Annotated in this window: 20 protein-coding genes and 1 other RNA gene; 11 read left to right on the forward strand and 10 right to left on the reverse strand. The window is 70.6% G+C overall.

Features of this window, described 5'->3' with window-relative positions; all coding sequences use genetic code 11:
* The first annotated feature begins 4 nt into the window (after positions 1-4).
* Complete coding sequence (locus J4573_RS42800; protein ID WP_208261916.1) at positions 5-844, forward strand: TIGR03620 family F420-dependent LLM class oxidoreductase; 840 nt, start codon at positions 5-7, stop codon at positions 842-844.
* Between the two features lie 8 nt (positions 845-852).
* A complete protein-coding gene (locus J4573_RS42805; RefSeq protein ID WP_208261917.1) occupies positions 853-1,443 on the forward strand; it encodes a histidine phosphatase family protein in 591 nt (196 codons plus the stop codon).
* A 12-nt stretch (positions 1,444-1,455) separates the two neighbouring features.
* Here J4573_RS42805 and rnpB read toward each other — a convergent pair.
* From rnpB to J4573_RS42825, 5 genes are all read right to left on the reverse strand, one after another.
* Positions 1,456-1,837: RNase P RNA component class A (gene rnpB, locus J4573_RS42810), an RNA gene on the reverse strand.
* 25 nt (positions 1,838-1,862) lie between these two features.
* Entirely contained in the window at positions 1,863-3,176 is a 1,314-nt protein-coding gene (locus tag J4573_RS42815) for a TrpB-like pyridoxal phosphate-dependent enzyme (protein ID WP_307797359.1), read from the reverse strand.
* A gap of 78 nt (positions 3,177-3,254) precedes the next feature.
* Positions 3,255-4,361 carry a bifunctional RNase H/acid phosphatase gene (locus tag J4573_RS54750; protein WP_307797360.1) on the reverse strand — a complete coding sequence of 369 codons (1,107 nt, stop codon included), beginning with the start codon at positions 4,359-4,361 and terminating at the stop codon, positions 3,255-3,257.
* A 2-nt stretch (positions 4,362-4,363) separates the two neighbouring features.
* Positions 4,364-5,107 carry a zinc ribbon domain-containing protein gene (locus tag J4573_RS54755; protein WP_307797361.1) on the reverse strand — a complete coding sequence of 248 codons (744 nt, stop codon included), beginning with the start codon at positions 5,105-5,107 and terminating at the stop codon, positions 4,364-4,366.
* Entirely contained in the window at positions 5,104-5,913 is an 810-nt protein-coding gene (locus tag J4573_RS42825; protein ID WP_307797363.1) for a Nif3-like dinuclear metal center hexameric protein, read from the reverse strand. The genes J4573_RS54755 and J4573_RS42825 overlap by 4 nt, the downstream gene beginning before the upstream one ends.
* 109 nt (positions 5,914-6,022) lie before the next feature.
* Here J4573_RS42825 and J4573_RS54760 point away from each other — a divergent pair, with 109 nt between their 5' ends.
* The 4 genes from J4573_RS54760 (at position 6,023) to J4573_RS42845 (ending at position 8,247) form a co-directional block, all read left to right on the forward strand.
* Positions 6,023-6,784, forward strand: coding sequence for a pyridoxamine 5'-phosphate oxidase family protein (locus J4573_RS54760; protein ID WP_243774490.1), 762 nt, complete (start codon positions 6,023-6,025; stop codon positions 6,782-6,784).
* 46 nt (positions 6,785-6,830) lie between these two features.
* Entirely contained in the window at positions 6,831-7,175 is a 345-nt protein-coding gene (locus J4573_RS42835) for a hypothetical protein (protein ID WP_208261921.1), read from the forward strand.
* Positions 7,176-7,330: 155 nt separating this feature from the next.
* On the forward strand, positions 7,331-7,729 hold the full coding sequence (locus J4573_RS42840) for a hypothetical protein (protein ID WP_307797364.1): 399 nt from the start codon (positions 7,331-7,333) through the stop codon (positions 7,727-7,729).
* Positions 7,730-7,965: 236 nt separating this feature from the next.
* Positions 7,966-8,247, forward strand: coding sequence for a hypothetical protein (locus tag J4573_RS42845; protein ID WP_208261924.1), 282 nt, complete (start codon positions 7,966-7,968; stop codon positions 8,245-8,247).
* A gap of 101 nt (positions 8,248-8,348) precedes the next feature.
* On the opposite strand, the gene J4573_RS54765 is transcribed toward J4573_RS42845, so the two are convergent.
* From J4573_RS54765 to J4573_RS42860, 3 genes are all read right to left on the reverse strand, one after another.
* Entirely contained in the window at positions 8,349-10,763 is a 2,415-nt protein-coding gene (locus tag J4573_RS54765) for a SulP family inorganic anion transporter (protein ID WP_307797365.1), read from the reverse strand.
* Between the two features lie 73 nt (positions 10,764-10,836).
* The gene (locus J4573_RS42855) at positions 10,837-12,870 is read right to left on the reverse strand and encodes a hypothetical protein (protein WP_208261926.1); all 2,034 of its coding nucleotides are present in this window, start codon (positions 12,868-12,870) and stop codon (positions 10,837-10,839) included.
* A 261-nt stretch (positions 12,871-13,131) separates the two neighbouring features.
* The gene (locus tag J4573_RS42860) at positions 13,132-13,719 is read right to left on the reverse strand and encodes a YbhB/YbcL family Raf kinase inhibitor-like protein (RefSeq protein ID WP_208261928.1); all 588 of its coding nucleotides are present in this window, start codon (positions 13,717-13,719) and stop codon (positions 13,132-13,134) included.
* Between the two features lie 393 nt (positions 13,720-14,112).
* On the opposite strand from J4573_RS42860, the gene J4573_RS42865 reads away from it, so the two are divergent.
* From J4573_RS42865 to J4573_RS42875, 3 genes are all read left to right on the forward strand, one after another.
* Entirely contained in the window at positions 14,113-15,501 is a 1,389-nt protein-coding gene (locus tag J4573_RS42865) for an NAD(P)/FAD-dependent oxidoreductase (protein WP_208261929.1), read from the forward strand.
* An 85-nt stretch (positions 15,502-15,586) separates the two neighbouring features.
* On the forward strand, positions 15,587-18,859 hold the full coding sequence (locus J4573_RS42870) for an ATP-binding protein (protein ID WP_208261931.1): 3,273 nt from the start codon (positions 15,587-15,589) through the stop codon (positions 18,857-18,859).
* Between the two features lie 181 nt (positions 18,860-19,040).
* Positions 19,041-20,699 (forward strand): NACHT domain-containing protein, encoded by a 1,659-nt coding sequence (locus J4573_RS42875; protein ID WP_208261933.1) that lies wholly within the window; start codon positions 19,041-19,043, stop codon positions 20,697-20,699.
* A 57-nt stretch (positions 20,700-20,756) separates the two neighbouring features.
* Here J4573_RS42875 and J4573_RS42880 read toward each other — a convergent pair whose 3' ends face one another.
* Positions 20,757-21,596, reverse strand: coding sequence for an ABC transporter permease (locus tag J4573_RS42880; protein WP_208261935.1), 840 nt, complete (start codon positions 21,594-21,596; stop codon positions 20,757-20,759).
* On the reverse strand, positions 21,593-22,576 hold the full coding sequence (locus tag J4573_RS42885; RefSeq protein WP_208261936.1) for an ATP-binding cassette domain-containing protein: 984 nt from the start codon (positions 22,574-22,576) through the stop codon (positions 21,593-21,595). The genes J4573_RS42880 and J4573_RS42885 overlap by 4 nt, the downstream gene beginning before the upstream one ends.
* A 341-nt stretch (positions 22,577-22,917) precedes the next feature.
* Here J4573_RS42885 and J4573_RS42890 point away from each other — a divergent pair, with 341 nt between their 5' ends.
* Positions 22,918-23,481, forward strand: a complete 564-nt coding sequence (locus J4573_RS42890; protein WP_307797367.1) for a PH domain-containing protein — start codon at positions 22,918-22,920, stop codon at positions 23,479-23,481.
* The gene (locus tag J4573_RS42895) at positions 23,478-24,965 is read left to right on the forward strand and encodes a PH domain-containing protein (protein ID WP_208261938.1); all 1,488 of its coding nucleotides are present in this window, start codon (positions 23,478-23,480) and stop codon (positions 24,963-24,965) included. The genes J4573_RS42890 and J4573_RS42895 overlap by 4 nt, the downstream gene beginning before the upstream one ends.
* Positions 24,966-24,983: the final 18 nt, after the last annotated feature.

Genomic DNA, 24,983 nt, shown 5'->3' on the forward strand with positions numbered 1-24,983 from the left:
ATGCGTGAGCATCGATCTAGGCACCTTCGGCATCTACACCTTCGACTTCGAGCATCTGCCCGCCGCACGCATGCGCGACGCGATCCAGGAACTCGAAGGCCTCGGCTGGGGCGCGTTCTGGTTCCCCGAGCTCCTAGGCCGCGAAGCCCTCACCCACGCAGGCTTCCTCCTTGCTTCCACCGAACGCATGCACATCGTCAACGGCATCGCACAGATCTGGTCCCGAGAAGCCCGCTGGACCCAAGGCGCCGCGAACCTCTTGGCCGACGCGTACCCCAACCGCCACATCCTCGGCCTGGGCTTCGGCGGCAAACGAGACTCCGACGTCAAACCTCTAGCCGCAATGAGTGCCTACCTAGACGAGATGCAGGCAACCCAAACGCCCAACCCACAAGCCCCCATCCGCCGCATCCTCGCCGCGTACGGCCCCAAGATGCTGGAGCTGGCCCGCGACCGCACCGACGGCGCACAGAGCTACCACGTCAACGTGCAGCACACCGCCCAAGCCCGCGAGATCTTGGGCGACGCGTTCCTGGCGGTCGAGCACGCGGTCCTCTTCGAGCCCGACCCCTCAACCGCCCGCGCCAAGGCCCGCGAGCACATGCACACGTACCTGACCAGCCCGTACAACATCGCGAAGTTCAAGCGCCTCGGCTACACCGACGACGAGATCTCCGGCGCAAGCGACCGCCTCATCGACGACCTGGTCTTCTGGGGCACCCCAGACACCATCGTCGACAAGCTCCAGGGCCACATCAAAGCGGGCGCCGACCACGTAGCCATCCAGGTCATCAACAAAGACCCAATGCCCCACTGGCGCCACCTGGCCGACGCCCTCCTCTAAATGACGAGATGAGCAGAGTCGTCCGCATGTGGTGCTTGCGCCATGCCGAATCGGTGAACGTCACCTCTGCCGTAGCGGGCGCTGTCCCCTCAGCCCCGCTCACCTCGCGCGGCCATCACCAGGCCAAGGAAGCGGCCGAGCTCCTCGCCGCGGAACCGATCAGCCACGTCTACACCAGCACCGCGCTCCGCTCGCGTCAGACCGCCGACGCCCTGACCGCCCCGGCGACGTCCATGTCCGAGCTGGATGAGGTCGGCATCGGCCGCCACGAGGGGACCACCGATCCCGCGATTCGCCGGCGCACCGCCGCCGTGCTCCGCGCCTGGGTGGTCGACCAGGACCTGTCACAACAGGTTGGGGACGGCGAGACCGGACGGCAGGTCCTCGCGCGCATGACCAAGGCGTTCGACCACATCATCGCGGCCCACACGGGCGGGACCGTCGCCTTGGTCGGCCACGTGGCGAGCCTCACCACCGCACTGGCCCACCTCTGCGCCCTGGGAGCACATGTCTGGGGAACGCCCCTCCCGCACGCACGCCCGTTCCTGGTCGAGTGGAACGGCCAGGAATGGCGCTGCCCCGACTGGCCTCACTCATAGCCGATGTCGGGGCGGACGAGCCGGCTTGTAAGCCGGGTTCTGTTCCCGCCTTGCGGCGGGCGACGGCCATCCATCTCGGGCCGCCGTTGCCGGCGGCCTCCAGCGGTCTACCCGCAGGCTCGGGCGAGCAGCCCTCGAGCACCTGCGCGGAGGGCCTGTCGGCTCTCCTTCTTGACCTTGCTCCGGGTGGGGTTTACCTAGCCGCCCACGTCGCCGTGGGCGCTGGTGAGCTCTTACCTCACCGTTTCACCCTTACCACCAGAGGTGGCGGTTTGTTTTCTGTGGCACTGTCCCGCGGGTCACCCCGGGTCGGCGTTACCGACCACCCTGCCCTGTGGAGCCCGGACTTTCCTCGGCGAGAGTCGCCCCTCGTCGCGGCCGCCCGGCCGGCTCGTCCGCCGTGGGTAAAGGTTACAGGCTCAGGGGAGGCGGGTTAGCGATCGGTCTATGCGGTCGGGGGAGAGGGACAGGTCTTCGAGGTCGCCTTGGAGGTAGCGGTCGTAGGCGGTCATGTCGAAGTGGCCGTGGCCGCAGAGGGCGGTGAGGATGACCTTGGGCTCGGTGCAGCGGCGGGCCTCTTCTATGGCGGCGGCCAGGGCGTGGGTGGGTTCGGGGGCCGGGACTATGCCTTCGGTACGGGCGAAGAGGACGCCTGCCTCGAAGCACTCGCGTTGGGGTTTGGCGACCGCCGTGAAGAGGTCGAGGTCGTAGATGTGCGAGAGCAGGGGTGCCATGCCGTGGTAGCGGAGGCCTCCGGCGTGGATGGGGTCGGGGATGAAGTCGTGGCCCAGGGTGTGCATCTTGAGGAGCGGGGTGAAGCCCGCGGTGTCGCCGAAGTCGTAGGCGTAGCGGCCCCGGGTGAAGGAGGGCGATGCGGCGGGTTCCACGGCCAGGAAGTCGGGGTTGATGCGGCCTTTTAGTTTCTCGCGGAGGAAGGGGAAGGCCAGGCCTGCGAAGTTCGAGCCTCCGCCTGTGCAGCCGATGATGAGGTCTGGGGGGTCGTTGATGTCGGTTAGTTGTTCTAGGGCCTCTTCGCCTATGACCGTCTGGTGCATGAGGACGTGGTTGAGGACGCTGCCCAGGGCGTAGCGGGTGTCTTCGGAGGAGGCGGCCACTTCTACGGCTTCGCTGATGGCTATGCCTAGGGAGCCGGGGGAGTCGGGGGCCTCGGCTAGGACCTTGGAGCCGGAGGTGGTGAGGGGAGAGGGGCTGGGGTGCACCTTGGCGCCGTAGAGCTCCATCATCGAGCGGCGGTACGGCTTCTGGTCGTACGAGGCGCGCACCATCCAGATCTCGGTTTCCAGACCGAACTGGGATGAGGCGAAGGCCAGAGCGCTGCCCCATTGGCCCGCGCCGGTTTCGGTGGTGAGGCGGCGGATGCCTTGGCGGGCGTTATAGAAGGCTTGAGGGACTGCGGTGTTGGGCTTGTGGGAGCCGACCGGGGAGACGCCCTCGTATTTGTAGTAGATGCGGGCTGGTGTCCCTAGGGCTTTCTCTAGGCGGTGCGCTCTTCTGAGGGGTGTCGGGCGCCAGAGACGGTAGACGTCGCGGACCTCTTCGGGGATCTCCAGGTAGGGGTCGGTGGCGACCTCCTGGGCGATCAGGTCTGCGGGGAAGAGGGGCGCGAGGTCCTCGGGACCTACCGGTTCGCGGGTCGCCGGGTGCAGGGGCGGCGGGGGAGGCGACGGCAGGTCGGGGACGATGTTGTACCAGCGGGACGGGAGAGTGGCCACGGGGCCCTCCACGGTGCGGTGACGGTCGTCACACCCACCGTAGGGACCGGCCGTGGCCTCCCGGGCGTCCGGAACCGGTCAGGACAGATGATTCGTGTCGTTGAAGGCCCGCAGGGTCGCGGCACCGTCGTCGTACCAGTCGATCGACGACAGCGACGACACGTTCAGGTGCATCCGGTAGAGCGCCGACATCGGCGCGCCGAGGGCCTCGACGACCAGCAGCTTGATGGGCGTGACGTGCGAGACGACCAGGACCGTCTGGTGCCGGTGACGGACCTTGAGCTTGTCGAGGGCCGTACGGACGCGGCGCTGGACGGCGAGGAAGCTCTCGCCGTTCGGCGGCGCGACGGACGGGTCGGAGAGCCAGGCCTGGTTCTCCGCCGGCCAGCGTTCCATCACCTCGCGGTAGGTGTGGCCTTCCCAGTCGCCGAAGTCGGTCTCGCGCAGGCCGTCCTCGACCCGCACCTCGGCGCCGGTGGTGGCGGCGATCTCGGCGGCGGTCGCCTTGCAGCGGGCCAGGGGCGAGGTCACGATCGCGTCGATGTCGCGGTCCTTGAGCGCGACCGCGGCGGCGCGAGCCTGCGCCAGGCCGTTCTCGGTGAGCTGGACCGGGCCGATGCCCGCCCAGCGTCCCTCGACGGACATGGTGGTCTCGCCGTGCCGCAGGAGCAGCGTGCGCGTCGGCTTCATGGCGGCCCCCGACCACGCGGCCGGGGCGGGGGCCGGCTTAGGGTCCTGCGGCTCGGCGGTACGGCTCCAGTCCTCGCCGCGTGCCGCCGCGTCCATCGCCTCGTTCGCCAGGCGGTCGGCGTGGGCGTTGCGGTTGCGCGGGATCCAGCCGTACGTCACCGAGCCGAGGGCGGACGCGAGCTCACGCGCCTCCAGCGCCAGCGGGATCATGTCCGGGTGCTTGATCTTCCAGCGGCCCGACATCTGCTCGACGACCAGCTTGGAGTCCATCCGCACCTCGACGCGGGCGGAGGAGTCGATGCCCGCGGCGGCGCGCAGCCCCGCGATCAGGCCGCGGTACTCGGCGACGTTGTTGGTGGCGTGCCCGATCGACTCGGCGACCTCGGCGAGCACCTCGCCGGTGAGCGCGTCACGGACCAGCGCGCCGTACCCGGCGGGACCCGGATTGCCCCGCGACCCGCCGTCGGCCTCGACGACCAGCTTGCGACCGGCCACGCCTAGAGGCCCGATTCCGGCGTACGGATGAGGATGCGGCGGCACTCCTCGCAGCGGATGACCTCGTCGCCCGCGGCGGCGCGGATCCGGTTCAGGTCGACGGTGTTGAGAGCCAGGTGGCAGCCCTGGCACGCGCCGCGGTAGAGCTTGGCCGCGCCGACGCCGCCGAACTGGCCGCGCAGCTTCTCGTACAGCGCCAGCAGGTCGTCCGGCACGTCCTTGGCGACGGCGGTGCGCGCCGTGGTGGTCATCCCCGACTCGCCGTCGATCTGCTGCTGGGCCTCGTCGCGGCGGGCCCCGGCGTCGGCGTACTCCTTCTCGGAGCTCTCCCGCTCGGTCTTCAGCGCGTTGACCTTGCCCTCGGCCTCCTCGCGGCGCTCCATGATCTCCAGCACGACCTCCTCGAGGTCGGACTGGCGGCGTTGCAGCGAGGCGATCTCGGCCTGCAGGCTGCCGAGGTCCTTGGCCGAGGTCACCTGGCCGGAGTCGAGCCGCTTCTGGTCGCGGTCGGCGCGGGTGCGGACCTGGTCGACGTCCTGCTCGGCCTTCTTCTGCTCCCGGTCCAGGTCGCCGACCTCGGTCTCGGCGGACACGATCGCGTCGCGCAGCTCGGTCCTGCGGCCCTCGAGCCGGTCGAGCTCGGCCAGTTCCGGCAGCGTGCGGCGGCGGTGGGCGAGGCGGTCGAGCGAGGTGTCGAGCTCCTGCAGGTCGATCAGGCGCAGCTGGGCTTCCGGTGCGGCTTTCACATTGCTCCTTCGTAATGCAGGCTCCACGCGTCGGTGACGAGCGTGGACACCCGTGTCTTGACATCGAGCGCCTGGGTGAGCCGCGTTTCAGCGTCGGCGAGCCAGGGCCACTCGGTAGCCCAATGGGCCGCGTCGACAAGGGCCGGGCCGTCGTGCTCGGCGAATTCCGACGCGGGATGGTGGCGCAGGTCGGCGGTGAGGTAGACGTCCACGCCGGCGGAACGCGCGGTGTCCAGCAGCGAGTCGCCCGCGCCGCCGCACACCGCGACCGTACGGACCTCACGTGCCGGATCGCCGGCGCCCCGTACGCCCCACGCGGTGGCGGGCAGGCCGGCGGCCGCGCGGGCGGTGAAGTCGGCGAACGTCATCGGCTCGGCCAGCTCACCGATCCGGCCGAGCCCGCGGGCCGGGTCGTCGGCGGCGGGGACCATCGGCCGCAGGTCACCGGTCAGCCCGACCGCCCTGGCCAGCGCGTCGGACACGCCGGGATCGGCCACGTCCGCGTTGGTGTGCGCGGTGTAGAGCGCGGTCCCGGCGGTGATCAGGCGGTGGATCAGGCGGCCCTTCGGCGTGGTCGCGGCCACGCTCGTCACCCCGCGCAGCAGCAGCGGGTGATGGGTCACGATGAGGTCGGCCGACCACTCCAGCGCCTCGTCCACGACGGCGGCCACCGGGTCGACCGCGAACAGTACCCGCCCGATCTCCTGATCGGGGTCGCCGCACACCAGTCCGACCGCATCCCACGACTCGGCCCACGACGGCGGATAGGTATCCTCGAGGACCTTGATGACATGGGATAGGCGCACGCCCCGCAGGCTACCGTTCCCTGAGGCTTCAGCCGAGTCACGAACGACCACTATGTGCGACCGCGTCTGAAACGATGGGATCGGAGAGCCACACCGAGGGGAGATCGTCATGTCGGCTTCCGGCCTCGTACCGGAAGATCAGCCCGAACCGCTCAAGCGTCCCGATGGGGCCGCCACGGATCGGGGGGTGAACGCGCACGGATCTTCTCATCACCCCGCCTCCGCGGTCCGGCCCGCACCGCCGCCCGGCCCGACCGTGCGTTCACCGAGCCCGTCGCCGCTGGCCGGACTCGCCATCCCGCCCACCCACGCGCCCCCGGCCTCGGGTGCGCCGACCGTAGGTCTGCCCGCGGCCACGACGCCTGCGCAGGGGACCGGGCCTGTGGCGGAACGGCCTTACATGCCCGGCTATGGGCTGCAGGGGCCGGACGAGGGCACGGGCCTGCTGCCCTGGGAGTGGGCGGTGCGGCGGCTGAACGCCGCGCGGAACTTCTGGCTGTGCACCGTGCGGCCCGACGGCCGGCCGCACGCGATGCCGGTCTGGGGGTGCTGGTCGGGCGAGGCGTTCTGGTTCAGCAGCAGCCGTCCGTCACGCAAGATCAAAAATCTGCGGGACAACGCGGACGTCGTGGTGACGACCGAGGAGGCCGAGAACCCCGTGGTCATCGAGGGGCGGGCCGAGATCGTCACCGATCCGGTGGACCTCCAGCGGTTCATCGACATGGTCAATGCCAAGTACGACACCGGCTATCGTGTGGACTTCCTCGACCCCGAGGTGAACGCCGTGGTCGCCGTGCGTCCACAATGGGCGTTCGGACTGCAACAGGAGGACTTCAAGGGTTCTCCTACTCGCTGGGGGTTCACACGATGAACCTCCCGGCGGGATCAATTCGGAGCCTCTCTGCGTTGGAGTGTGCGTGAAGTCACCCTTTCGCCGCCGCAAGCGCGTCAAGGGCCGTCCCCTGGGCACGGCCGCCAAGCCCACCGAGCACGAGCCCGTCGAGTGGCCTCAAGAGGGCACGGGCAAGTCGTCGCTGATGGGTGCGATCCGCGGCGACGGTGAGACCGGCGCCGGCTTCGGCGGCGGCATGTTCGAGGATCTGGCCTCGGCGTTCGAGGGCTCCAAGAAGGTCAAGATCGAGGAGTCCGAGCAGCAGAAGCTGCGCAAGGCCGACGACATGCTGCAGGCCGGTTCGTCCGACGGCCGCGACGACCTGGCGTCCGGCAAGATCCGGATTCGCCGCCAGCCGGAGACCGAGTAGCCCGCCGAGCAGGTCTCGCCCTCGACGCCCCTGTCCTCGCTCCGGCCCGTCCTCGCTCCGGCCCGTCCCCGCCCTGGCCTTGCCCCCGCCCGAGTAACGAACCTATGTCCGATATGAGTCGAACATGGGTTCGAATATCGCGTTATCTTAGGCACGTGAGCACGTACGTCCCGCCCGGCTGGCCCGCCCAGGTCCACCCTCCCGGTTCCGAGCGCTTCGAGGACACCGCGATGACCTGGCTCCTCGAGATCGTGCCGCCCGAGTACCGCCGGTACGGGGTGCTGCGCCGCTATCCGATCGCGCTGGCCCGCATGGCCCGTCTCCACGTCAACGCCGCGGTCGAGGCCGCCCGGGAGGGCTTCCGTACGGCCCGGGTCGATCTGGCCGAGCTCGTTCCACCGCACGGCGTCGAGGCCGTGCTGGACACCTACCGCCGCGAGGGCGGGCGCCTGGTGAACCTCTCCCAGGCGATCGAACTGGTGGAGGCGGCCCTGCGCGGCCAGGTCCAGCCCGACGATCCCGACTATCGCCGCCCGTTCACGCCGAAGCTCTGAGCGCCCTCACGCCGAAGCTCTGAACGCCCTCACGTCACCCGTCCCACCGCTCTCTGAGGCTCCGACGCAGGCGTTCGGGGCCTTTTTGTGTGAACTGGGTCGCATCTCACCCTGTTCGGGTCACACGACACAAAGGAGCGGAAACGGCGCATCTAACGTCCAAGGTACAGCTGATCGCCTTGGGGGATCGGCGGTGGCGGCGGGGCTCCCGTTGCGCCCCGCGGAGAGGAGCGTCGATGTTCATCGTGCTCTTGGTGGTCGGGATCACGGTCCTGCTGGCCGCGGTGATAGGGGTCGTCGCGTTCTCGCAGTCGAGCCGGCACGACTGGCTGTACGCCCCCGCGACCGACGCGCAGGACCGCTGGTCGCGTCGGCTGGCGGGCGTGTACGTCCGCGACGACCGGGCGGCGCGTGACGCCGAGTACGGGGACCGCGGAGGCTACGGGGATCGCGGTTACGGGACCTACGAGGATCGCGGGACCGCGGGAAGCGGTGTGGACGAGCTGATCGGCAGCTGACCGAAGCGGGTCCGCGGCGGCGGGTGACCGCGGGCCGGGTAGATCATGGGGTCGTCCGGTCGGGGGACGACCCCATGATCATTTTCCTTGCGGGCCCCTGGTCAGGTGAGGGCGCGGTCGTCGTCGGGCGCCTCGTCCGGGATCGGCACGAAGGCGTTGCGGGCGGTGTCCAGGACGTTGACCTCGGCGGTCTCCAGGTCCAGGTAGAGGCCCACCAGCTCGAGCTTCCCGGCCTCGACGCGGTTGCGCAGCCACGGGTAGGTCAGCAGGTTGTCGAGCTGCTGCATCACGTTGGTCTGGCACAGCCGGGCCAGCGGCGGCGTCTCGTCGTCCGGCGGCGGCTCGGTGGCCAGGAAGCGGGCCAGGCTGGTGTTGCCGTGCTTCAGCCACCGCGACAGCGCGGGCAGGTGCTCGACCTCGGTGCCGCCCGCGAGCAGGGCGGCCATCGCCCCGCAGTTGGAGTGGCCGCAGATCGTGATCGTCTTGATGTCGAGCACGTTGGTGGCGTACTCGACGGTGGCGGCCACCGAGTCGTCGGGCGTACGGGAGCCGAACCGCGGCACCAGGTTGCCGACGTTGCGGTTGATGAACAGGTCACCTGGGCCGCTGGCGGTGATGATGTTGGGCACCACGCGCGAGTCGACGCACGTGATGAAGAGGTGCTCCGGCTTCTGCTCGAAGGCCAGCTCGGCCATGATCGGCCGGACCAGCCGGGCGGTACGGCCGTGGTACTCGCGAACGCCCGCCAGCAGCAGGGCGCTCGCCGACACCTCGGGCGCGTCGAGTTCGGGAGCCTCACTCCGCCTGCGGCGATTCGCCCACGGAGCCCACCAGCGGGCAGGAGGGGACGACTTACGCGGCGGAGACATATCACCTGTCACAGCTCTTTCATACCAAGCCTCGTGTATTTCATCTATGTCGACCCCGCCACCCTGGCGTTCATGGGCCCTCCGCCACTCGTGGATGGCGTCGAACGCGGCGTGGTCCATGAAGTCCACGTTCAGGTCCAGATCGACACCGGCGCCGGCCGGGACCTGCTGCAGGACCTTGGTCACCTTGGGCACGCCGAGGAAGGTCAGCGTGCCCTCCACGACCACGTGCCAGCGCTCGCCGGACCTCGCTCCGGTTCCACCGGACCTCGCTCCGGTTCCACCGGACCTCGCTCCGGTTCCACCGGACCTCGCTCCGGCGCCTGCTCCCGCCCCTGTCGCAGGGCCTTCCAGGCCCTCGGGGCCCGCCTGCGGCGGGACGAGGACGTTGCACGAGGGAGCCTGCTCGACCCGTACGGTCAGCCGGGTCAGGCGCCGCAGCGCGAGGAGGGCGGAGAGCCCGATCCCCAGCAGCACGCCCTCGCCGAGCCCCAGGACCACGACCCCGCCCAGCGTGGCGAAGTAGGCGGGCGCCTCGCGGTGGTGACGAAGGTCACGTACCTGCGCCATGTCGATCACCCGGGCGCCGAGCACCACCAGCAGCGCCGCGAGGGCGGCCAGCGGCACCTGCTCGATGACCGGTCCGCACGACAGCGCGAGGATCAGTACCCAGACGCCGTGCAGCACGGCCGAGACCCGGGTGCGCGCGCCCGCCTCCACGTTCGCCGTGCTCCGGACGATCACACCGGCGATCGGCAGGCCGCCGAGCAGCCCCGAGACCGCGTTCGCCGCGCCCTGCCCGAGCAGCTCGCGGTCGAGGTCGGAGGCCGGCACCCCGGCGGGCCGGGTCCGGTCGACGGCGACGCTGCACAGCAGCGACGCGACGGCGGCGACCACGCCGATCGACACGACCGCGCCGACGACCTCCGGGAGCGGCCCGTGCGGCAGCGTCGGCGGCCGCCAGTCGCCCGGCAGCGTGTCCGGAAGGTCCACCCGGGGCGCGTCCCACCGCAGCCACCACGCGGCGAGCGTGGCGAGGACGACGGCGGGCAGCGGGGCGGGGATCCAGTGCAGAACGGACCCGAGCCCGCCCTTGTTCTTGGCGAGCCGGGACCACACCATCAGGACGGCGATCGTCAGCATGCCGATGATGGCGGGATGGGAGTGCGGTGCGGCGAGCTGGCCGGGCAGCTCGCGCAGGTTGGCGAGCGGTGAACGCTGCGGCTCGCCGCCGAGCATGACGTGCAGCTGCGCCAGGACGAGCACCACGCCGACGCCGGCCATCATGCCGTGCACGACGGCGGGGGAGACCGCCAGGGCCGTACGCGCCACCTTGACCGCGCCCAGGACGATCTGCAGGAGCCCGGCGAGCACCGTGATGGTGCAGGTCGCCCGCCAGCCGTAGGTGTGGACGAGGCCGGCGACGATGACGGTGAGCCCGGCGGCCGGGCCGCTCACCTGGAGCGGCGAGCCGCCGCAGAGCCCAGCGACGATCCCGCCGACGATGGCGGCGATCAGGCCGGCGGCGATCGGTGCGCCGGAGGCCACCGCGATCCCGAGCGAGAGCGGGATCGCGACGAGGAAGACGACGAACGAGGCGGGCAGGTCCCGCCGCAGTATCGATGCGGTGAGTGGCTGTGAAGTCACCCATCGTATGCAACCATGAACTTGATCATGATTGCGGCCGATGACACCCCTTCGGCCGGTCGGCTACATCCGGTCAGCGACGGTAGTCGCGGTGGCTTTCCCAGTCGTCGTGCTGCTGCTGGCGCGGGGCGGAACCGTTCCCGTTTCCGTTGCCGCCGCCGTTTCCGTTGCCGTACGAGCCGTACTGGCCGCCGTCACCAGCGCCGCCGCCCTGCTGCGAGCCGTAGCCCTGCTGCTGGGAGCCGAAGTAGCCATTGTTGTCGAAGCGCTGCGTCGCGCCGGGGTCGCCGAAGCCGCCCCCGGGAGGGCCGGACTCGGTCGGGGCGCCCAGCGGGTCGCCGCCGCCGTTGTAGCTGCTGCCGCTGAAGTCGGAGTAGCGTCCCGGCTCGCCGGTCGAGGTCGGGTCGCCGCCGCCGTTACCGCTGCCGCCGCCGAACGAGCCGTAGGAGTCGCGGCCGCCGCCGCCACCGCCGAGCGGGTCGTCGTAGCGCGGGGCCGAGTCGCCGTAGGCGGGCGCGGACGGGTAACCGTCCTGGCCGCCGCCGCCGCCCGCACCGGCCGCGCCGGAGCCGAAGCTCGAACCGCTCAGGCCGGAGAAGCCGCCGCCGCCCTGGCCGCCGCCGGAGGTGTCGGACGACCAGCCGCCGGTGTTGCCGAACGACGAGCCGCCGCCGGTGCCGAGCGGGTCGCCCAGCGGGTCGTTCAGGCCGCTGCCGTAGGAGGGCTCGGGCTCGGACGGGCGCGCGGAGCCGGCGCCCGGGCCGGACCCGGCCCGGCTGGTCTGGATGCGCTGGAGCAGCTCGTCCACGGTCGGCAGCTTGTTGCTGTCGGTGTCGGACGAGGGCGGCAGCTGGTTGCCGCCGGTGTCGCCGTAGCCGCCGCGCGCGGGCTCCTCGGTCCGGCCGAGCGGCAGGCCCAGCGGGTCGGAGACGCGCGGGTCGCCCGGCGAGTTGTAGCCGTCCTGGCGCGAGGGCACCGAGGGGCCGCCCGACAGGGGGCCGCCGCTCAGCGGGTCGCCGGCGCCGCCGTAGGGGCTCTGGCTGCCGAACGCCGCGGCCGGCTGCTGGTCCTGGGTGCCGTACGGGGACTGGTCGCCGAGTCCGTACGGGGAGGACGGCGACGGGTCCTGGGAGCCGTACGGGTCCTGCGACGAGGACCCGTAGGAGTCCTGCGAGCCGCCGCCGTAGGAGTCCTGGGATCCGTAGGGGTCCTGCGAGCCGTACGCCGCCGCGGCGGGCTGCTGGTCCTGGGAGCCGTAGGGAGAGCCCTGGTCCTGGCCGCCGTAGGACGACTGGTCCTGGGAGCCGTACGGAGACTGGTCCTGACCGCCGCCGTACGGGGACTGGTCGTTGCCGCCGCCGTAGGGAGACTGGTCGTTGCCGTACATCGACTGCGCACCGGTGCCCAGCAGGCCGCCGTCACCGGCGATCGCGGGCTGGTCGGTGGAGGTCGAGGACGGGTCGCCGCCGTACTGCGCGGCGGGGGAGAACGAGGGCGGCGGGCTCGGCATCGCCTGCGGGCCGGTGCCACCGCCACGGCCGTGCTCGCCCATCGAGACCGGCTGCGTCATCATCGCGGCGGGCCGCTCGGCGGGCATCGGCGGCTCGGCCTGCTGGCCCTGGTTGTTCAACGGGTCGGCGGCGAGCTCGGCCTCGGTCTTCTCCGGGGCGGAGTCGTGCTGCCAAGGGAACTTGGGCTTGTCGAAGGTGATGGTGGCCCAATAGTCGTCGTCTTCCATCTCATCGCTCGCCTGGCCGCTCGGCGGCGGGGGAGCGGGAGCCGCCTGGGCCTGCGGGGGAGACGGGACGGGAGCGGGCATCGGGCTGGCCGCCGCGGCGAGCGGGCCGCCCGCGACACGGCGGTCGAAGGCGGGGTCCTGCTGCTGGCCCGGTCCATACGACGCGTTGTCATAACCGGTGGCGTACTCGTCACCGGCCATCTCGTCCGCCGGAGCGCCGCGATAGCCGCGCGCCGGCTGCTGCGCGTCGTCGTCCATCCAGTCGTCGTCCTCGCGGGCCGCCCTACTGGCCCGCATGCCCAAGGCCACCAGGACGACCACCAGGACCACGACCACAATGAGGCCGAAGACCACGATGTAAGAAGTCATGCCACCACCCAATGCCTTGGCCCGGCGAACGCCGCCGTCGAGGCCCGCAGGTTCGTCCTGATTATCGCTAGCGGCCCGGTCCTCGGAGACCTAGACCGATTCTGACCGACCGCTATGACCGTTGTCACACCTTTCGCGCACATCTACCCTCACACGACGCGCCCCGATCGGCCAATTCGGCCGATCCTCGCACTCCCGCCAGATGGGTCCCAACGGGGGTCGACTTCGCCTTCGTGCCCAATGGCCTCACGGTCAACGCGCCTACTTGGTCCCGAAGTTCCCGGTGATCCTGCCCCGGCCGACGGTGTGCTTGGCGATCGCGTTGAGCGAGTCCTTGAGCGGTGCCCCGTTCTTGAACGGGACCGTGTCGTCGAGTGCGTAGATCGTGTAGCGGTACCGGTGCTTCTCGCCCTTCGGGGGGCACGGCGGCACGTAGTCCGCCTTCTTGCTGGTGTTCAGGCCCTCGACCCAGGTCTTCTCGGGCCGTGAGCCTTCGACGAGCTCGTTGGTGTTGCCGCCGATGCCCGCGATCACCCAGTGAACGTAGGCTCCGCTGCCCGCGTCCGGGTCGTCCATCACGATCGCGAACGACTTGGCGCTTCCTGAGGCCGAGCCCGGCGACGACCATCTCAGCGGCGGGGTCTTGCCCTGCCCGCCAGCGTACTTCGTGCAGCCGTATCGCGGGGGCATTCCCTGCCCATCCCGGAAGACCGGGCTGGTCACGGTGAACCACTCCGCCAGTTCGGCGCTCTTGTTCTGGGGCTGCCCGATCAGGCCGCACCCGCTCAGCGATCCGGCGAGCATCAAACCGCCGGCCGCGGCCACCACCGGCCGCCGTCGAGCCGTCACCAACCCCCGCCTCCTCGCGTTGCGCACGCCGCCATCCTCCCGCACGTCGCCGACCGGGAGGTGCATTCGCGGCGGCACGGCGCATCTCACCGGTGGCCACCCCTTCCTCGTCTCCGCCACCTTAGGCGGTAGCCGGGGGTGGAACGGGCCTTTTCTCCCGCGGGGCGACGGCGCTCCCGGAGAATCCCGCTGTGACGTTCATCATGAGGGTTATACGCCCTGACGTCCGGTTTGACGAGAAGGAAGGGAGAAGTTCACATGGTCGTAACGTTCCAGTTTGACGTACTGGAAACTTTCGGGCTTCTTTCGACCGACTTGGTTGGCGCTTGGCACGGTCTATGGGCTAGTTTGTGAATGTCTTCACAAGCTGAACGCGATCATTGGAGGGCCATCATGGCCAGGACCGCCCAGGGAACCCCTGGCGCTCCCCACATCCTCATCGTGGGTGGCGGCTATGTGGGCATGTACACCGCGCTGCGCCTTCAGAAGAAGCTCAAGCGCGAGCTCAAGCGGGGCGAGGTCAAGGTGACCGTCGTCGACCCGAACGCGTACATGACGTACCAGCCGTTCCTCCCCGAGGCCGCCGCCGGGAACATCTCCCCCCGCCACGTCGTCGTGCCGCTCCGCCAGGTGCTGCCCAAGTGCGACGTGCGGAACGCCCGGGTGATCGAGATCAACCACGAGGACCGATGGGCCATCGTGCAGCCGCTGGCCGGCCCGCCCGAGCGCATCGCCTATGACTACGTCGTGATGGCCGTCGGCGCGGTGCCGCGCATCCTGCCGATCCCGGGCCTGGCCGACCAGGGCATCAGCCTGAAGACCGTCGGCGAGGCCATCCACCTGCGCAACCACGTGCTCGGCCAGCTTGAGATCGCCGAGTCGACCGACGACGAGGAGATCCGCCGCAAGGCGCTCACCTTCGTGTTCGTCGGCGGTGGGTTCGCCGGCGTGGAGGCGGTCGCCGAGATCGAGGACATGACGCGCGACGCCACCAAGCACATGCGCCGGGTCACCCCGCGCGACCTGCGCTTCTACCTGGTCGAGGCGGCCGACCGCATCCTGCCCGAGGTCGGCCCCGACATGGGCAAGTGGACCGCCGAGCAGCTGCGCGGCCGCGGCATCGACGTCAAGATGAAGACCTTCCTGGAGTCGGCGGTGAACGGCGACATCGTCCTGTCGGACGGCAGCCGGTTCCCCGCGGGCACCCTGGTGTGGAACGCGGGCGTGAAGCCGGCCCCGGTGGTGAAGCACACCGACCTGCCGCTGGACGAGCGCGGCCGGATCAAGGCCACCGAGTACCTCACCATCGAGGGCGTCGTGGGCGCCTGGACCGCCGGTGACAACGCCGCCGTTCCCGACCTCACGCAAGACGGCATGTTCTGCCCGCCGAACGCCCAGCACGCGCTGCGCCAGTCGAAGCTGCTCGGCGACAACATCGTCCGGTCGCTGCGCGGCAAGTCGCTGAAGCCGTACGTGCACGGCAACCTCGGTGCGGTCGCCGGCCTCGGCCTGCACAAGGGCGTGGCCAACCCGCTCGGGTTCAAGCTGAAGGGCCTGCCGGCCTGGTGGTTCCACCGCACCTACCACGGGATGATGGTGCCGACCGTCAACCGCAAGATGCGGGTCCTCGCCGACTGGACGCTCGCGGTCTTCTTCAAGCGGGAGATCATCTCGCTGGCCAGCGTCGAGGCTCCGCGCGCGGACTTCGAGCTCGCCGCCAGCGACGAGAAGCCCCTGGAGGCCCCCAAGGCCCCGGCGCAGGCCAAGGAGCCCGTGATCTGACCCCGGTCTGACCTGGTTCGGACGCGCGACGCCCCGATGACCGCAAGGTCATCGGGGCGTTCTCGTCGTGGGGGAGAATCGGGACGTGCGGATCAGGATCCTGGGTCCTTTGGAGGTGGCCGATGACGGCCGCCCGGTCGAGGTCGGCGGCGCGCGGCTGCGGGCCCTGCTGATCCTGCTCGCCCTCGACGCCGGCCGTACGCTCCCCGCCGACCGGCTGATCGACGACCTGTGGGAGGAACGGACGCCCGCCGCCGCGCCCAACGCCCTCCAATCATTGGTGTCGCGGCTTCGCACGGTGATCGGCCGCGAGCACCTGGAATCGCGTCCGGGCACGTACCGGCTTCTGCTGCCGCGCGAGGCGGTCGACGCGCACGACTTCGAGGCGCGCGTCGCGGCTGCGCGCCGTTCGACCGACCCGGCGCGGCGCTCGGCCGAGCTGCGCGAAGCCCTGGCGCTGTGGCGCGGCCCCGCGCTGGCGGACGTCACGGGCCTCCCGTTCGCCGACGGGCCCGCCGCCCGACTGGAGGGCCTGCGCGACGCGGCGCTGGACGAACGCATCGACGCCGACCTCGCGCTCGGCCGCCACGACGAGCTGATCCCCGAGCTGCGCGCCCTCACCGCCGCCGACCCGCTCCGCGAGCCGCTGCGCGGCCGCCTCATCCGGGCCCTGTACGCGGCGGGCCGCCAGGCCGACGCGCTCGCCGAGTACGAGGCGATCAAGCAGACGCTCGCCGACTCCCTCGGCGTTGACCCCTCACCCGACCTGGAAGAGCTTTACCTGGCCGTTCTCCGCCAGGACTCCACGCTGGCCTCTGCCTCCGCGCCTGAACCCCAGGCCGCCGAGCCGCGGCGGCCGAGGGGAGCGGCCGGGAACCTGCGGGCGGCGATCACCAGCTTCATCGGCCGCGACCTGGACCTGGACCGGGTGGCCGAGCTGCTGGAGACCGAGCGGCTCGTGACGCTGACCGGGCCCGGCGGCGCGGGCAAGACCCGGCTGTCGCTGGAGGCGGCGCGCCGGGCGTCCGAACGGATGCCCGACGGCGCCTGGGCGATCGAGCTGGCGCCGATCGTCGACCCGAGCGAGGTGCCGTCCGCCGTTCTCACCGCGCTGGACCTGCGGGACAAGCTGTGGACCGCCCCCGGCCCGGGGCGCCAGGTACCGGCCGATGCGAACGATCCCCTCGACCGCCTCGCCACCGCGCTCGCCGACCAGCGGCTCCTCCTCGTTCTCGACAACTGCGAGCACCTCCTCGACGCCGCGGCCCGCCTGGCCGACCGGCTGCTGGCCGACGCCCCCGGCGTACGGATCCTGGCGACCAGCCGCGAACCGCTCGGCATCACCGGCGAGGTGCTGTGGCCGGTCGAGTCGCTGAGCCCGCCGCCGCCGAACGCGACCGCCGCCGAGGCGATGACCTACCCCGCCGTCCAGCTGCTCGCGGACCGCGCGGCGGCCGTCTCCCCGGGCTTCACGGTGAACGCCGGCAACGTCGCCGACATCACCAAGATCTGCCACGCCCTGGACGGTATGCCGCTGGCGATCGAGCTGGCCGCCGCCCGCCTGCGCGCGATGCCGCCGAGGCTGCTCGCCGCCCGGCTCGGCGACCGCTTCCGCCTGCTGAACGCCGGGAGCCGCACCGCGCTGCCCCGCCACAAGACGCTGCGCGCGGTCGTCGGCTGGAGCTGGGACCTGCTGGACGAGCCCGAACGGACCCTGTGGCGGCGCCTCGCCGTCTTCACCGGCGGCGCGACCGTGGAGAGCGCCGAGGACGTGTGCGCCGGGCCGGGCCTGGAACGCGCCGACGTCCTCGAGGTCCTCACCGCCCTCGTCGACAAGTCGCTGGTGATCGTCACCGACACCGCCCAGGCCCCGCGCTACCGCATGCTCGAGACGCTGCGCGCGTACGGGCTGGAACGCCTCGCCGAGGCGGGCGAGGAGGACCGCGTACGCGCCGCCTACGCCGCGCACTTCCTCGCCCTCGCCGAGAACGCCGAGCCGCGCCTCTACCGGGACGAGCAGATCGAGTGGCTGGGCAGGCTCAGCGCCGACCACGACAACCTGCACGCGGCCATGCGCTGGGCGATCGCGGCGGGCGACGGGCGGATGGCCGTGCGGTTCGTGGCCGCGCTCGGCTGGTACTGGTTCCTGCGCGGCCAGATGCCCGAGGGGACCGACACGTTCGTGTGGGTGCTCGCGATGCCCGGCCTCCCCGAGGACGAGACGACCGCGCGCGCCCTGTCGTTCGGCGGGCTCGCCGCCCTCGACCGGCTGGAGGCCGACCCGAACGCCACCGCCTGGCTCTACCGCGCCCGCGAGATCTGCGATTTCCTCGGCCGCCGGCCCGACCACCCCGTGCTGCGCGTGCTCAGCCTCACGCTCGACCTCTTCCTCCACCACGGCTGGGACCACAGCGCGCTCACGCTCTTCAGCCCCCTGCTGGACGACCCCGACGACTGGGTACGCGGCGTCGCCCGCTTCGCACACGGGCAAGTGGCGCTCAACTTCGGCGACATCTCCAGCGCGGCGGACGACTTCGAACGTGCCGAGAGCGCGTTCCGCAACGTCGGCGACCGCTGGGGACTCTCGTTCTCCCTGCACTCGCTCGCCGAACTGCGGAGCCGCCGAGGCGAGCACGAGGACTCCGCCGCGATGCTCGAAGAGGCGCTGCGCCTGAACGACGAGCTGGGCGGCGGTCCGGGCCTGGTCCTCCAGACCCACATGAAGCTGGCCAACGAACTGATCCTGCTCGGCCAGCGCGACCGCGCGGTCAAGCTCCTCACCGAGGCGCTCGACGACGCCGAACACATCCAGAGCCGCGAGGGCAGGGCGGCGCTGAACTACGAGCTGGGGGAGATCGCCCGCTGGGAGGGCGACTTCCCGGAGGCCGCACGCCTACTGGACAAGGCACTCGCGGTGGCCGAGACCATCACGGGCCCGCCGCACTTCCGCGCCCTGACCCTCTGCTCCCGGGGGCAGCTCGACCTGGCGATGAACGACCTTCCCCGGGCACGTTCACGCTTGAAGGAATCGCTGAAGTGGTCCGTGCGCGCCATGGACTACCCGGTGGTGGCGTACGCCCTGGCCGGCTTCGCAGGGCTCGCCCTACGCGAAGGCGCACCCGACCGCGCCGCCGAACTCATCGGCGTCAGCGACACGCTCCGTGGCTCGCCCGACCTCTCTCTATGGGACGTTCTCCGAATCCAGGACGTGACCCGCAAAGCCCTGGGCGAGTCGGCCTACGCCGCCGCGTACGAACGTGGCCTGGACTGGACGTTCGAAGACGTCCTAGCTGCGTTTTCCATGGAACGCCCGTCCCCGCCCGCCCTCTCGGTAGGCCGCTTGGAGCAACCCGACTGACGGCAGGCCCGGACTCTGGGATGTTTTGCGAGTGATGAACCGGTTGCGTCGCCTGGGGTCAGTAGAGAACCGCTTCGAAGGCGGAACCGTTCACGGAAACCTGATTCAGGCCAGAGACGTCAACTTCCTCGTGCGACGCACGCCGCGCGCTGAACGATGGACCGACAGGCTGGCCCAGCAAGTGTCCGCCATAGAAGAACAAGAGTGGCGCAGGGCGCTCGGGGACTCGACCGGGCGGATCGACCTCACCTACGTACAGGTGGCCGCGTCGGGCAGGACGGCCCGAAACGCACGCGACTCGGGCCGGCTCGCCGAGGACGACATTTGCGAGTACTTCAACGAACTCAAGCCACGCCGCCTGGTCATCACCGGCGAGCCCGGGTCGGGCAAGACGATCCTCGCCCTGGAACTCCTCCTGGCCCTCCTGAAAAGACGAGCCCCGGATGGCCCTGTGCCGGTCCGCCTTCCACTCGCAGCCTGGGATACGCAAGAACCATTCGCCGACTTCCTCGTCACGCATCTCAGGAAGACCTTTGGCTGGTCCAAGCGCAAAGCCCGTTGGCTGGTCGAGCGGAACTTCGTGCTGCCGATCCTGGACGGCCTGGACGAGATGGATCCGGCTCTCCCCAACGGCAGGCCTGACCCTAAGGCCCCGCGCGCCAAAGCGGCCTTGGCCGCACTCAACAGCTACCAAGTGGGCAGGGAACCCGGCCCGCTGGTCATCACCTGTCGCGACGAGGCGTACGGAAAGGCAGGTCGTCTTCAGTACGCCGCCCAGATCGCCATCAGACCCGTCCTCGTGAAGGAGGCGCGCCAATACCTCCTCGAGCGTGCCGACGACCGTGACCGATGGAAACCCCTGCTCGACAAGCCGCAATTGCCGTCGACCCCCTGGCGCCTCTGCCTGGTGGCGACGGTCTATGAATCGGAAGGCGACCCAGCCGAGATCGCTCGCTTCCGTTCACCCGCCAAGCTGGACGAGTTCCTGCTGTCCCGCTACATCCCCGCGGCCACCGAACTGCACCCGTCCTCCCATACGAACGTGCACCAGCGCCTTCACCTCATCGCCCGCCACCTGGAGTCGCGCTCGGTCCTGGAGGCGGCCGACCTCTGGCTCATCGCGGGCGAGCGCAGAGTCAAGGCGGTCCTGGAAGCGGTCACCCTGGTGGGCGGAGCTCTGATCGCGGCCCTGATCCTCCTCCTCCCGCACGACGGCGAGTTGGTGGACGCGTCCGACCGCTGGCCCGTCTCCTTCGTCATGGCGGCGGTGTTCTTCCTCTGGGCGGGGATCTACAACCAGACCTGGCCTCGCACGATCAGCCAGGTGTTCCCCTGGCGGTGGCCACCGCACCTGTTCCTGGCGGTCCCGGCGCTCGTCGGGTTCTCGACGATGGCGTTCATGACCGGGGGCCTGTCGTTCACCCTCTTCGTGGCCTGCTCGGGTCTGATCTCCCTGCTGTCGGTCCAGGTGGTCCCGCCGGCCAAGGTGATGGCGCCGCGCAAGGTGATCCGCACCGACCTGGCGGCGAACGGCGTGATCGCCATGGTGGCCTTCGTGGGCCTGACCAGCCTCATGGTCAGCTCCTACGCGCTGGAGTACAGCCTGCTCATCGGCGCTCTCCTGACCGTGTACGGCTACTTCGTCTACTTCGGCGGCATGGGCGTCCGCTACCTGACCGCTCTGATGCGCATGCGCGGCAAGCTTCCCCTCCGCCTGATCCCGTTCCTGGACTGGGCCGCCGAGGCTCGCCTCCTCCGCCAGACCGGCCCGGCCTACCAGTTCGTCCACCGCGAGTTCCAGGAATGGCTGGCCGCCCGCCCCACTCCCGACCACTCCTGAAACACCGCGGCCCGCCTCGTCCTGGTGGACGGGCGGGCCGAGGTGGGTGGTGCTTGCTCAGCCGTTCTTCTTGAAGGCCCGCATGGAGAGCGGGATGAAGACGATGGCGATGCCCACGCCCCACAGGAGGGCCTGGATGGCGGGGGCCAGGACGGGCTGGGCCGCCGAGGGGTCGGTGACCTTGTGGCCGACCAGGAGTCCGCGGATCGCGTCGCCCAGGAGGGAGACGGGGTTGTGCTCCATGATCGTGCGGATCCAGCTCGGGTACTTGTCGGAGACGGGGATGAACGCGTTGCTCAGGAACGTGATCGGGAAGATGATCGTGAAGCCGAAGATCTGCACCTTCTCCGGTTCGTTCACCGCCAGGCCGACGAAGACCGACACCCACGAGAAGAGCAGGGCGAAGGCCAGTAGGAGGCCGAACGCGGGGATCAGGTTGAACCAGTTGGTCTCAATGCGGAAGCCGATGATGAGGCCCACGACCATGACGATGAACATGGACCAGGCCTGCTTCACCGTGTCGGCGATGATGCGGCCCGCCAGGGGTGCGCTCCTGGCGATGGGCAGTGACCGGAAGCGGTCGAACACCCCCTTGGTCACGTCGTTGTTCAGGCCGACGCCGGTGGTCATCGAGGCGAAGAGCGCGTTCTGCACGATGATCCCCGGGATGAGGATCGGCAGGTAGTCCTTCACGCTGCCGGCCATGGCCGGGCCGAACACGAAGGCGAAGAGCAGCACGAACATGATGGGCTGGATGCTGAGGTCCACCAGCTCCATCGGGTTGTGCTTGATCTGAACCAGGTTGCGCCAGGTGAGCGTCAGCGTGTTGCGGAGGCCGGTGGTCAGGTTGACGTGCCGCGGGAGCTCGCGCGGCATCGTGGTGGTGGCGGTCGTCATGCCTTGGACCTCTCTTCCTGCATGAGCTCCTCGGCCTCGGCCTCGAAGTCGTCGGTGTGCTTGCCGGTGAGGGCGAAGAAGACCTCGTCGAGGCTGGCCTTGCGCAGGGCGAGCTCGCTGAGGACGACGCCGGCATCGTCGAGTTTGCGCACCACCATGGGCATCACGGCGGGGTCGGTGACCGGCGCCGAGACCAGGCCGTCGGTGACGTCGGGGGTGGCGTCGAGCAGCTCGGACACCACGCGGGCCACGGTGACCTCGTCCTGGCGGTTGACCGGGCGCACGGTGAGGACCTGGCCGCCTGCCTGGGCCTTCAGCTGGTCGGAGGTGCCGTGCGCGATGACGGTGCCGTGGTCGATGACGATGATGTCGTCGGCGAGCTGGTCGGCCTCCTCCAGGTACTGCGTGGTGAGCAGGACGGTGACGCCGTCGTCAGTGAGGCCGCGGACGATGTCCCACAGGCCGTTGCGGCTGCGCGGGTCCAGGCCGGTGGTCGGCTCGTCCAGGAAGAGGATCTCGGGGCGCCCGACCAGGCTCGCGGCCAGGTCGAGGCGGCGGCGCATGCCGCCGGAGTAGGTCTTGGCGGCGCGCTCGGACGCCTCGACGAGGTCGAAGCGTTCCAGCAGCTCGGCGGCGCGGGCCCTGGACTCGGTGCGTGACTTGCCGAGCAGGCGGCCGATGAGCAGGAGGTTCTCGGTGCCGGTCAGCATCTCGTCGATGCCGGCGTACTGGCCGGTGAGGCCGATCAGCTGGCGGACGCGGTGGGCGTCCTTGACCACGTCGAACCCGCCGACCTGGGCGTTGCCCTCGGTCGGCTGGATCAGGGTGGCCAGGATCCGGGTCATGGTGGTCTTGCCGGCGCCGTTCGGCCCGAGGACGCCGAGGACGGTCCCGGGCTGCACCTCCAGCGAGACGCCGCAGAGCGCCCGGGTCTCACCGAAGTTCTTCACCAGGCCCTCGGCCTGGATGGCGGAAGCCATGTGATCTCCTAGGTACTTGTCAGCCGGACAACTCGCGGCCTATGGGCGGCTTGCAACCTATGCAGAGTCCGGTGGCGAACGCATCCAGTTTTTCCGCGACCCCTGTCAGATCGCTGGCAAGCCGCTGCCCTTGGGGTGACCCTCGCAGGAGGGTCTGACAAAACGCTGGTACTGAGATTTTTTCATCTTGCCTCGAGCCTTCATCTTGCGTGGCACCGAGCATGCGGAGCACAGCTTTGGATCAAGTCCGGGCAAAAGCGCTCAGATGGGGGCGGAGCGCGGAGCGGATTCGCCCGTGACGCTCCACTGGCGAGAGGCCTCGGGGATCTAGACTTGAGAACGTGACGTCGGTACGGCGCGCCCCACAGCCCGGCGGCGGGCCGCTGCCACGCCCGTCGCGGCTGCGGCCGCCCGCCCACCAGGTGTCGCCCCGGGCCATGGCGCAGTGGGCGATCGAGTACCTCCTGCTCTGGGGGCTGATCTTCGGGCTCTCCTGGGGAGTGGCGGCCTGGATCGACGGCTCCGACTGGAAGGGCGTCCCCGGCTGGCTGTCCGGGCGCGCCTGGTGGTTCGTCGTCGCGATCGGGGTCGTGGGCCTGCTCATGGGCACGGTCGCGCCGGTCTGGCGCTACCGGGTGCACCGCTGGGAGGTCAGCGCCGACGTCGTCTACACCCGTACGGGCTGGTTCAGCCGCGAGTGGCTGCTGGTCCCGGTGAGCCGCATTCAGACCGTCGACACCGGCCAGGGCTGGATCGAGCGCATCCTCGGCCTGGCCACCCTCAAGGTCAACACCGCGTCGCACACCGGGTCGTCGGAGGTCGCCGGACTGCCCGTGGCCCTGGCCACGCGCATGGCCGAGGACCTCGCCCACCGCGCGCACGATCTGCGGGACGACGCGACGTGAACGCCCAGGCGCGGACGTTGCGGTTGCACCCGTTGACGTTCGTGGTGGGGGCGGCGCGCGAGCTGATCGCGCTGCTGGGCGCGGGCGCCGCCGGTCTGGTGGTCGGCGGCCTGTCCACGGCGTTCTACTTCACGCTGGTCGGGCTCGGCCTCGGACTGGTCTTTCACGTGGCGACGTGGGTGACGTTCACCTACACCGTTCAGGAGGACCGCATCGAGCTGCGGCGGCAGCTGATCGGACGCTCGGTGAAGACCATCCCGCGCGAACGCATCCGCGGCGTCGACATCAGCGCCACCCTGCCGCACCGGCTCCTCGGGCTCGCGATCGTTCACATCGACGCGGGCGCGGACGGGGGAGAGGGCGAGCTGAACGCGGTCTCGCGGCATGAGGCCGAGCGCCTCCGCCGGGTGCTGCTCACGCGCGCGGTGTCCGCTGAGTCGCCGCCCGCCGAACGGCCCATCGTGCGACGCCGCGAGCTCGCGCGCATGAGGCCGCGCTGGTATCTGTACGCCCCGCTCAGCGGCGCCTATCTCCTGACGCCGTTCGCGCTCGCGGGCAGCCTCCTCGGCACGCTCTACAACCTCAGCGACGACCTCGGGCTCGTCACGCAGGAACGGCTGCAGAACCTCGGGCACGACGTCGTCGGCCTGCCCACGGTCGCGGTGATCGCGTTCGCGATCGTGTTCCTGATCGCGATGCCGATCATGTCGGTGATCGTGTTCGCGCTGTTCAACTGGGACTTCACGGTGTACGAGCGGGACGGTTCGGTGGTGGCCGAACGCGGCGTGATCACCCGCCGCAGCGTCTCGCTCGAACGCCGGCGCATCCGCGGCGTCGAGCTGGACGACAACCCGTTCGAGCGCGCCGCCGGGGTGGTCCGCCTCGGCGCGCTGGTCACCGGCCTCGGGGACGCCGCCCACCGCGGCCGCCTGCTGCCCGCCGCGCCCCGTTCGGCCGTGGAGGACCTCGCCTGGCGCGTGCTCGGCCGTACGCCCGCACCCCTCATCGGACATCCCCGCGCCGCGCGCAGCCGCCGCGTGACCCGCGCGGTCGCCCCGCCGCTCGGCATCGCCGCGATGGCCGTGCTGGCGCACCAGCCCTGGGTGGCGTACGCGTGCGTCGTGCTGGCCGTGTTCGCGATCCCGCTCGGGCTGGACCGCTATCGCCAGCTCGGGCACGCGACCGATGACGAACGGCTGACCGTGCGTTCGGGGTCGCTGCGCCGCCGCCAGGCGATCGTCGAGCACAGCGCGGTGGTCGGCTGGCGCATCCGGCGCACGCTCTTCCAACGGCGCCTCGGCCTCGCGACCCTGCTCGTCGCGGTCGGCGCGGGGGAGGGCCGCTACCCGGCGACCGACATGGCCGAGGGCGACGCCGTCGCGTTCGCCGCCCGGATCACCCCCGACTGGGTGACGCCCTTCCTGGAGCAGGCGCCTGCCACCCGCGCCCGCGCCCGCAAGCACGAAAAAGCCCCGCGACCCTAGCAACGGGCTGCGGGGCGT

Source organism: Actinomadura barringtoniae (assembly GCF_017573505.1).
Lineage (GTDB): Bacteria > Actinomycetota > Actinomycetes > Streptosporangiales > Streptosporangiaceae > Spirillospora > Spirillospora barringtoniae.